Below are 9403 nucleotides of genomic sequence, written 5' to 3'. Positions count from 1 at the left end.
TGCCCACAAGGTCACGATTCAAACGTCATTCGAACATTTAGCCCTGAGTCATTTATTTCCCAAGAATATTTTCAAAACACGTCAAATTGGATGCACTTCCCCCAAATCATCCCTGAATTGGGGGAACAAATGCCATTCATGTAATTCCTGTGACTGGTGTGACCAGTGTTGCCAACTACCTAATTTTTAGCCTAGTGTGCTATTTGGGATCTTAATCAAAACGCGACCTTCCGTTCTCGGATAATCACAATTCGATCATTTCCCACCTGTCATCACCTGAATCTAGTGAGGAACGATATGGCTAACCGCCACTCGCTCGGAGTTGCCGCGTGCACCCTGGCCCTAGCAGTCTCTTGCCTTGCTGGCGCCGTCCCGGCAGCCGCCGCCCCGTCGGCCGCGTTTCCCACCTCCGTCTCTGTTGCAGCAGCACCGTCGAACTCCCCATTGCCATCGGCAACAGAGGTTGAGTCGGCAAAGTCAGACAAGGCAGCAACCAATGAGATGATCTCTCGCCTTGAAGCATCGCTCGATTCCAGTCGCGTAGAACTCCAGCGTGTGGAAACGGCGGCCCTGGAAGCCCAGGAGTCCCTGTTGACCGCCGCAGAAGAACGCGATCTGCGTTCGGCGGAGGCCGACAAGGCAGTCGAACAGGTCGAGTACGCGCAGCAGTATCTCGCACAGAGCCGCAATGACCTGGGTGCGGTTGCTTCGGACATGTACCGCAATGGCGCAAGCAACTCCAGCCTGGGCATCTTGCTTCAGGACGACGAGTCAAACGATCTCTTCTACAAGGCAGCCACCATGAGCGCCTTGAGTGAGAACCGGTCCCAAACGGTCAGCACGGCTACCGAGGCCGAAGCCCTGGTATCAGCTTGGGAAGAGTACGCAGACACCGCGCAGAAGGCCGCTAAGGCCGCAGCTGAGAACTACGATGCGGCCGCGACCAAGGCCAGCTCCACGCTCACCACCTACGAGTCAGCGATTGCTCCGCAGAAAGAATTGCGTGACGAGCTCGTTGGACACCTCGCATTCCTGAAGGAACAGGAAGAGGAAGTAGTTCGCAAGCAGATCGCTGAAGCAGAAGAACAAGCTCAGGAGAAGGCGCTCCAGGAAGTCGTTGAGGCTCCAGCGGCTGAGAAGCCAGTCACGAAAGATGACTTGGCAACCATGCAGCCACTGGCTATCGAAGCTCCTCAGGAACTCGAATTTATCGATTCTGAGGAAGCCACGCCAAAGCCCCTGACTCCGAAGGTCATCGAAGTCGAGAAGGACGAGCCGAAGGCGCCGGAAAAGCCAAAGCAGACCGAGGCTCCGAAGGCACCAGAAAAGCCAAAGGAAACCCAGGCGCCAAAGGCCCCGGAAAAGCCGAAGCAGACTGAGACCCCGAAGGCTCCCGAAAAGCCCAAGGCAACTCCGAAGGCTCCCGAGAAGCCGAAGACCACCCCCAAGGAAACCGAGAAGCCAAAGGTTCTCCCCCAGGCACCGGAAAAGCCGAAGGTTATCGAGGAACCAAAGCCGAAGCCTAAGCCTAAGCCAGAACCTAAAAAGGTCCAGCCGAAGGCACCAGAAAAGCCAAAGGCAACCCCTAAGCCTTCGCCAAAGCCAGAGGTGAAGAAGGAAGAGCCGAAGCAGGAGCAGAGTAACAACAGCAATTATTCTGCGGCGATCTCATGGGCCCTGCAGACGGCGAAAGACCCGAGCAAGCGCTACGTGTTCGGCGGCAACGGGCCAAACGTTTTCGACTGCTCTAGCTTCTCGCAAACTGCATTCGCCAAGTCCGGGATCAGCTTGCCACGTACTTCCAGCCAGCAGTTCGCCAGCGCTCCGCAATATGTCTCGCTGAGCCAGCTTCGCCCAGGTGACCTCGTGTTCTCCAGCTCGAATGGCGGAGCTTCGTTCTACCACGTGGCCATCTACATTGGTAACGGCCAGGTAGTCCACGCTCGCAACCCGAACGCCGGCATCACGGTGACTCCGCTGAGCTGGGTCAACAACATGTATCCGAAGGCAGCCCGCTACTAGGCAGGCGCGACCTCGAGAGAAAAAATGCTCCACAGCCAGTTGGCTGCGGAGCATTTTTCTTCTGCGTCCTGCAGTGCGCTTAGGACTAGCGTTCTCGGCGCTACTCAAAAATATGGCCCGGAAGGAACATCTCCTCCCGGGCCATATTGAGCTGCCTACTCGGCTCCGGTATCGAAATCCTTTCGATTAGCGAGCCGTGGATCATCCCCGTCCGGAACTACCATCACCGGGCCCTTCGAGTGGTGCAAGACCCCTTGGCTGGTGGAGCCAAGCAGCATGCCGGCAAATCCGCCGCGTCCGCGTGAACCGGTTACCGTGAGGACGGCATGTTCGGACTCGCGAATCAGCACCTCCACAGGCGGACCGGAGATCACGTCGGTCTCGACCTCAAGATTTGGGAAGTGCGAGTTGATCCAGCGGCGCCCGACATCCATTTGATAGCGAACGTCCTCCAGCACCGCTTCCTGGTCGACCGTGGCGGGCATCCATGCGAGTGCCGCCGAAACCGGCGAGACCGCGCATACCACGCGGAGCTTCAGATCCCGGGCCAACGCCGCTTCCGCCGCCGCGAGCACCGCCGAGCGCGCGCGCTCCGAACCATCCACACCAACAACAATCGTCTGGCGCTCGGGCGCCTCCTCTAAGGCCTGCTCCTGCTCCTTGGCCATGGACAATGGCACCACCACAGTGGGGCACTTGGCGTGCGCCGGCAAAGCCGAGGAAACCGATCCCAGAAGCCTGCCTACGAAGCCGCCACGGCCACGAGTGCCGACGACGACGAGCTCGGCATCCGCGCTCAGATCCAGCAGAACCCCAGAAGGATCTCCTGACTCGATGTAGGTGCGAATTGTTGCCTGGCTGCCCTCTAGGTCCGCGCGTGCTTGGCGCACGATGTCCTCGGCTCCGCCACGGATCAAATCGTCATCCAGCGTGGAGTATCCGGCGTCCATGGACGATGCGGCAAAAACGGGAATTGTGTAGGCGGACACGATATTCAGAACACTGCCACGGCGCACCGCTTCTCGTTCCGCCCAGCGCAAGGCGCACTTGCTCTGCTGGGAACCGTCAGCGCCGACGACAATACCCTCGATTTTTTCAGTTTCGACTGGTGCTTCGTCACTCATCAGACTCGCTCCTCATTGACCTGTGATGGCATTGGGTGTGACCCCTCTTACAACCAATGTACTTCCAATCTTCGCCCACAGTGTGAGTTGGGTCTAATGATTTCACGCTAAGCCTACTCAGCTATGAGATCGGTATGTATCTATACCCAAAACGTCATAGAATTTTTACCATGCCCTCCACCACCAAAACTGTGTCTGAGACATCCTTCCCGGCGCGTGTTGACCGATATTTCAAAATCTCGGAACGCCGCTCAACTTTTGCAACCGAAGTTCGTGGCGGCATCGCCACCTTCTTCGCGATGAGCTACATCGTTGTGCTCAATCCGCTTGTACTTTCCGGCGCCGACGCGTCCGGCGGGGAACTCGGAATCCAGCGCGTAGCTGCCGTCACCGCATTCGTTGCAGGTATCCTGACCATTCTGATGGGCATCTGGGCTCGCCACCCATTCGCGATGGCCACCGGGCTGGGCGTAAACGCCTTTGTTGCGATTACGGTGGCGACGAATCCGGAGCTTACCTGGCCAGATGTCATGGGGCTGGTGGTCGTTGCAGGTATCGTCATGTTCCTGTTGGTCCTCACCGGCTTTAGAACCGCCGTGTTCCGCGCCGTTCCGGCGGGTCTGAAGACAGCAATCGTGGTCGGCATCGGCATGTTCATCGCGCTGATCGGTCTGGTCAACGCGGGCTTCGTTCAGCGTATCCCCGATGCTGCGAATACCACCGTGCCGGTAGGCCTGGGTTTCGACGGCAAGCTAATGGGCTGGCCAATCGTGGTCTTTGTGGTCGGATTGCTGCTGACCATGGCCCTTGTAGTGCGCAAGGTCAAGGGCGCTATCCTGATCGGTATCGTCGCAGCCGCAGCTTTGGCAAATATCTTCGAAGCCGTGTTCAACATTGGCGAGAAGGAAACGAGCACCTGGTCTTTGGTGGTTCCTTCGCTGCCAAGCTGGACACTGCCGGATTTGAGCCTCATCGGTCAGGTCAATCTCTTCGGATCATTTGAAAAGCTTGGCGTCACGGCGGCTGCATTGCTCGCCTTCGTGATTCTGCTGTCGATTTTCTTCGACGCCATGGGCACCATGGTTGGCCTGGCCTCCGAAGCGGGCGTCTTGGATAAAGACGGAAATATCCCAAATGTCGACAAGGTCCTTCTGGTCGATGCGGCCGGCGCCATTGTCGGCGGCGGCACCTCCAGCTCATCGGCCCAGATCTTCGTAGAGTCCGGCGCCGGCATCGGCGAAGGTGCACGCACCGGTCTAGCTTCGGTGGTCACTGGTCTGATGCTCATCGTGGCAATGTTCCTGACCCCGCTGATCCACCTTGTCCCTTTCGAAGCGGTCGCACCGGCTCTGGTCGTTGTGGGCTTCATGATGGTTTCGCAGGTCTCTAAAATTGACTGGAATGATTGGGGCATTGCCCTGCCCGCGTTCCTGACCTTCACCTTGATGCCTTTCACTTTTTCCATCGCCAACGGCATCGGAGCTGGCTTCATCTCCTACGTGTTCATCCGAGCCGCGCAGGGCCGCGCGAAGGAGATCCACCCGTTGATGTGGGTTGTCGCGGCCGCCTTTGTGCTGTTCTTCGGTATCGGCCTGATTGAGAATCTCATCGGAATGTAACCGAGGCAGAAGCAACGCCGGCTCGGCACCGTAGAAATACGATGCCGAGCCGACGCTATTTAAAGCCACCGAGCGCGGGATCGAGTGTGGTGCGTAGATCAGTTAACGATCAAAATCGCCAAACCGCTCAAAGATGCGCTCACGTCCGGTAATTCCGGTAATCACCGGGTAGAGGGTGAGCTGCAGAAAATCCACCAGTCCCGCATCCATCAGCCCGGTTCATCGACAGGCTGCCATGCGAGCGCAGCGGCATGGAGGATTCATTCTTCAACCTGCGCGCCACGTCTACGGCATCCGCGGACTCAAGCGTGCTGTTTTTCCAGCTCAGGTCGGTTTCGGCGTTCATCGTGGGGAGATGACGATTTTGGGTTGGGCTGGCATTTTGGCAACCCACGCGTCCGGGTCTGCCCAATCCGCCAGCTTAGAGGACATCATCGCGTAGGTGATGGCGCCGAAAACCATGCGCGTCGGCTGATCGCACAGACCACTGCGGTGTTCGATGCAGTTCGGGACCTTGCTTGCCCCAGCACCCTGCCCAGGGTTCGGTCGCGGCGGCAAACCCGTCGAGTGAACTGAAAACGTCAAACGCAGAGGTCATCATGACCGCCCCTTAGCTGAGTCGACCATGCATGGCACCTGTTCCCGCACCGATGGGCCGAGGGTACTGGCCTTACTCCTCTGCAGTCCAAAGAACAAAGCCTCTGCACCCGTTGGGTAGCATGTGGGCTGAGGCAATTAGGCGCAGACGAAAGGATGAGGATGTCTCAAGGTAAAAAATGGATTGAGATTGCCGCAGGGTTGAAGAATCAGAGCATGCGAACCGCTTTGGGTCTGGTCCTTGCCGGTGCGCAGGAGCAGCTCAACGACTCGGCCCGGACCAGCAAGGACTTGCAGCGCTGGGCCAAGATTGGATTGCTCACCGCTCATGATGGCCGCTGGCAGCTGAACGATGAACTGCTCGATGATACCCTCGCCGCGGCGGCAGACTCCAACACCCAGCGGGCCGGGGTCATGCGCTACTTCACCGGCCCACGGCTAAATGCCTTACCCGCACGTCCGGCGGATCGCCTTGAAGTCATGCTCCATATCCGCGACCACGTGCTCTTCACCGGAGAATCCCTGCGCGAGGACCAGCTCAACGAGCGGTTGCGGGTGATCCATGAGGACGTGGCGCTGCTACGCCGCTACCTGGTGGACCATGAGCTGGTCCACCGCGATCTCGACGGAAGCCGCTACCGCCTGCCGGCTAGATAATCGGCGCGGCTCCGGCGGCGAAGCGCGCCACCGCGGAGCCTGAAACCAGTTGCGCCGGCAACGGAGCGGTACGCAGATTCTTTTCGAAACTTGCCCCGAGACTCAACGGTTCATCGCTGGCCAGGAAAACGATATTGCCGTACCGCCGCCCCTTGAGCATCGGCGGGTCGGCAATCATTGCCACGTGTGCAAAGACCGAAAGCAAGGTGGCTGCCTCGGCTCGGGCGCCTGCCAGATCGGCCGAGTCGCCACAGTTCAGCAGGTAGACGCCTCCTTGGTCCAGCACGCGTTGGGCCTGCTTGGCGTAGCCGATGGTGGTCAGCTCGCGCGGGGTTGTACTACCGGCGAACACATCGCGAATGATGATGTCGCGGCTGTCATCGCTGAGCGTGGGAAGTACCTGCCCGGCATCACCCACACGCAATCGCACCAGCGGGGCGCGAGGCACTTCGAAACGGGTACGCACCAGCTCGGCGAGCTTCGCATCGAGTTCCACCACGACTTGACGGGCATTCTCATAGGCAGCCGCCACCCAGCGGGCCATCGAGCAACCGCCCCCGCCAAGGTGCAGCACGCGCAGCTTGCGAGCACGACCGTCGAATTGTTCGGCGGGGAATCCGAAGGTAAATACCGGTTCCATCCAGCGCATGTATTCGAAGTCCAGATAACTTGGGTCATCGAGGTCTACGTGGGAAGAGGGAACACCATTGACTTTGAGGATAAAGCGATTCGCCCCATAGGGGTCCGGCTCGATCTCGGCCAACCCGGTATCGATCTCGTAGCTTCCGAGCATGACGTTGCTGTCGGTCTTAGCCATGTCGGCGCACCATCCGAACCTCGCGCAGTCCGGCCCAAGAGCCAACGAGCTCTTCGGAAGTTCCATCCGGGGCGAATCCATGCTTGCTGTAGAAAGCGACGGCTCGCTGATTTCCCGCCAGCACCCAGACCAGAGCCTCACGCTTGCCCAGCACGGTGTCCATCAGATGGGCGCCGAGTCCGCAGCCGTAGTACTCTTCCAGCACGTAGAGCACGCCTAGTTCGATATCGACCCCGGTGTCCTGATCTTCTTCAATGGTTGGCGTGCCACCGGCCAAGCCAATGATCTTTCCGTCGCCGGATTCAGCGATCCAGAATTGGGCTCCCCCGGCCAACCCACGTTCCCACCAGGCCAGCTGCTGCTCAAGCTGCGCTTCGTGGTAGGCGAAGAACTCTTCGTCGCGGAAGCCCGAATAGGCTTGGCGCCAGGCCAGCAACTTCATTTCAAGAGCCGCCCGCAAATCATGTTCTTGGGCTAGTCGGATTCGATATTCGTTCAAAAGTGACACATACATACAGTACGTCAGCGAGGCCCCCTGCGTCGCTAAGCACCACTGCCCTCCTACTTAAGGACTATTGCTTGTGGCCGTGGAGTTTGAAAAACTGCCTAGATAGTTACTTAAAAGACTGAAGCGAAAGGGTGGTCACTGGTGGATCGGAACGAAAAGTTCGCGAACTTTACCGGCGGCGTCGTGACAGGCCTAACGCTGGTCGTCTGCCTGTCCCCGACGTTCTGGATCATCTGCTTCGGATCTCTGCTTTTGATTGTCAGTTTCAGCCTGCTGGCCAAATTTGAAGGCATCTGGGGGCCAACCACCGCCAAGCACTGGTACTACATTCTTCCCATGATCCTTGCTCCAACGATCGGGGGCCTGCTGCGCGAAACAGGTTACGCATTATGGCTCGGAGCCATCGTCGCGGTGCTCGGTGGTTTTGCGACAAACTTGCTCGTCCGGCGTTTCCCGCCGTTCAAGATTCCGGCTTCCTCGGTGGCGAGCCAGTACTCCACCAGCTCGCTCTCCGGCTAGATCACCCGAGCAATGGCGAATCCGTCCCAGCCCTTGGCCCCAATGGTCTGCAGCGCGGTTGCCGAGACCCGTGGTGAATCGCGCAGCCAGCTGAGCCCTTCTTGCACGCCCCGCACATCCGCCTCGTTTGCCCCGTGCTCGGCCGCGTCGTCGAGCACCGCACCACCGCGAATGACGTTATCGAGGATCAGCACCGTCCCGGGACGCGAGAGTTGTAGGGCAAGTTCCAAGTAGCTCACGTTATTGCGCTTGTCTGCGTCGATGAAGATCAGTTCAAAGGGTTCGGTGCCCGCGGCGATCAGATTCTCAAGCGATCCCTTGGCTGCACCGAGTTTGATCTCAACCCGCTCCGAAAGACCGGCACGTTGCAAATTCTCACGGGCGATAGAAGCATGCAGGGGCTCAAATTCACAGGAGATCACCTGCCCGCGCTCACCCACCCCACGGGCAAGCCAGCTCGTTGAATACCCGCCAAGCGTGCCGACCTCAAGCACGCGCCGAGCACCGACTATCTCGGCCATCAGCTGCAGGAATTTGCCCTGAGCGGTGCTGACTTCGATTCGAGGCAAACCTGCGTCATGCGCGTGTTCTCTACCGGCCTCAAGTTCTGGGATTTCGAGCCCCAGCACCTCATTGAGATAGGTGTCGACCTCCGCGCTCTCGCGTTCTGCAGAATGGCGGATCATCTCATTACTCCTCGCTGGACTCGATCGCCTGCTCCAGGCGCCGGACCTTTCCGTCCAATTCACCCGTATATCCCGGGCGAATATCTGCCTTGAGCACCAGCGAAACTCGGGAACCATACTTGCTTACGGCCATGGTGGCATCCTTGACGACAGCCATGACTTCGTCCCATTCGCCCTCGATTTCGGTGAACATCGAGCTGGTGCGGTTCGGAAGCCCGGAAGCGCGCACAATGCGCACCGCTTCGGCTACGGCGCCATGAACCGAGGCATCGGCGTTGTCGGTACTTGGGGCAACTGAAAAAGCTACGATCATATCTCTACTCTCCCACCGACGCTAGAGCTTGTCACGACGTTGCTGCGGCTATCCGCGTCGGGATGCCGGCACACGCCTAAAATGAGCATTATGGATTTCAGCGCCTTCTCTCGATACACCGCACTTGGCCTAGCACCGGACGCGGATCCACTCCTGGTTCGGGCAGAAGAGCAAAACAGCGATTACGAGTCCGGGCTGGTCTCTTTCGGCGGCCAGCGGTGGCGGATCCGAACGGCCCGCATCACCGATGCCAAACCCGGAGCGTTCCTCGCTTGCTGGACTCGAAACGCCGACGGGCGTACCGAACCTTTTAGCGCGGACGAGCAGATTTCAGGACTTCTGGTTTTTGTGCAAGACGCCGAGCATTTCGGAGTCTTCCGGTTCACCGCCGAACAGTTGCGCAATCTTGGTATCACCAGCTCGGAAGCGAAGCCCGGCAAACGCGGATTTCGGGTTTACCCCAGCTGGTGCGCCGAGTTGAATCCGCAGGCGCGACGCACGCAGCGAGCCCAAGCTGCGGCCTTTAGCGTACTTAGCTAGC

10 protein-coding genes are annotated in these 9403 nt (G+C 58.9%); 5 read left to right on the top strand and 5 right to left on the bottom strand.

From position 1 onward, the window contains the following. Nucleotides 1-297: 297 nt before the first annotated feature. Entirely contained in the window at nt 298-2022 is a 1725-nt protein-coding gene (locus ACT3TP_RS18210) for an NlpC/P60 family protein (RefSeq protein ID WP_444621237.1), read from the top strand. Between the two features lie 155 nt (nt 2023-2177). Here the strand turns inward: ACT3TP_RS18210 and ACT3TP_RS18205 are convergent, their stop codons facing one another. Next, on the bottom strand, nt 2178-3146 hold the full coding sequence (locus ACT3TP_RS18205; RefSeq protein WP_096285822.1) for a universal stress protein: 969 nt from the start codon (nt 3144-3146) through the stop codon (nt 2178-2180). Between the two features lie 170 nt (nt 3147-3316). Here ACT3TP_RS18205 and ACT3TP_RS18200 point away from each other — a divergent pair, with 170 nt between their 5' ends. Beyond that, nucleotides 3317-4765, top strand: coding sequence for an NCS2 family permease (locus ACT3TP_RS18200; RefSeq protein ID WP_096285825.1), 1449 nt, complete (start codon nt 3317-3319; stop codon nt 4763-4765). 813 nt (nt 4766-5578) lie between these two features. Further along, nucleotides 5579-6019: a DUF2087 domain-containing protein gene (locus ACT3TP_RS18195; RefSeq protein WP_444616738.1), complete on the top strand. Its 441-nt coding sequence runs from the start codon at nt 5579-5581 to the stop codon at nt 6017-6019. Here the strand turns inward: ACT3TP_RS18195 and ACT3TP_RS18190 are convergent. Together ACT3TP_RS18190 and ACT3TP_RS18185 are read right to left on the bottom strand one after the other, a co-directional pair. Next, nucleotides 6012-6836 carry a spermidine synthase gene (locus ACT3TP_RS18190; RefSeq protein WP_255248417.1) on the bottom strand — a complete coding sequence of 275 codons (825 nt, stop codon included), beginning with the start codon at nt 6834-6836 and terminating at the stop codon, nt 6012-6014. The genes ACT3TP_RS18195 and ACT3TP_RS18190 overlap by 8 nt on opposite strands. Continuing rightward, nucleotides 6829-7344 carry a GNAT family N-acetyltransferase gene (locus ACT3TP_RS18185; protein ID WP_444621236.1) on the bottom strand — a complete coding sequence of 172 codons (516 nt, stop codon included), beginning with the start codon at nt 7342-7344 and terminating at the stop codon, nt 6829-6831. The genes ACT3TP_RS18190 and ACT3TP_RS18185 overlap by 8 nt, the downstream gene beginning before the upstream one ends. A 141-nt stretch (nt 7345-7485) precedes the next feature. Here ACT3TP_RS18185 and ACT3TP_RS18180 point away from each other — a divergent pair, with 141 nt between their 5' ends. Next, a complete protein-coding gene (locus ACT3TP_RS18180; protein WP_096285831.1) occupies nt 7486-7863 on the top strand; it encodes a hypothetical protein in 378 nt (125 codons plus the stop codon). On the opposite strand, the gene ACT3TP_RS18175 is transcribed toward ACT3TP_RS18180, so the two are convergent. Next, nucleotides 7860-8549 carry an O-methyltransferase gene (locus ACT3TP_RS18175; RefSeq protein ID WP_444616732.1) on the bottom strand — a complete coding sequence of 230 codons (690 nt, stop codon included), beginning with the start codon at nt 8547-8549 and terminating at the stop codon, nt 7860-7862. The two genes, ACT3TP_RS18180 and ACT3TP_RS18175, sit on opposite strands and share 4 nt — an antisense overlap. Before the next feature lie 4 nt (nt 8550-8553). Beyond that, the gene (locus ACT3TP_RS18170) at nt 8554-8862 is read right to left on the bottom strand and encodes a thiamine-binding protein (RefSeq protein WP_096285835.1); all 309 of its coding nucleotides are present in this window, start codon (nt 8860-8862) and stop codon (nt 8554-8556) included. Nucleotides 8863-8952: 90 nt separating this feature from the next. On the opposite strand from ACT3TP_RS18170, the gene ACT3TP_RS18165 reads away from it, so the two are divergent. Continuing rightward, nucleotides 8953-9402 (top strand): MepB family protein, encoded by a 450-nt coding sequence (locus ACT3TP_RS18165; RefSeq protein WP_096285837.1) that lies wholly within the window; start codon nt 8953-8955, stop codon nt 9400-9402. The last annotated feature ends 1 nt before the right edge of the window (nt 9403 follow it).

The organism is Glutamicibacter sp. AOP38-B1-38, from assembly GCF_052377485.1.
Lineage (GTDB): Bacteria > Actinomycetota > Actinomycetes > Actinomycetales > Micrococcaceae > Glutamicibacter.
This window is presented reverse-complemented; position numbering and strand designations above follow the sequence as displayed.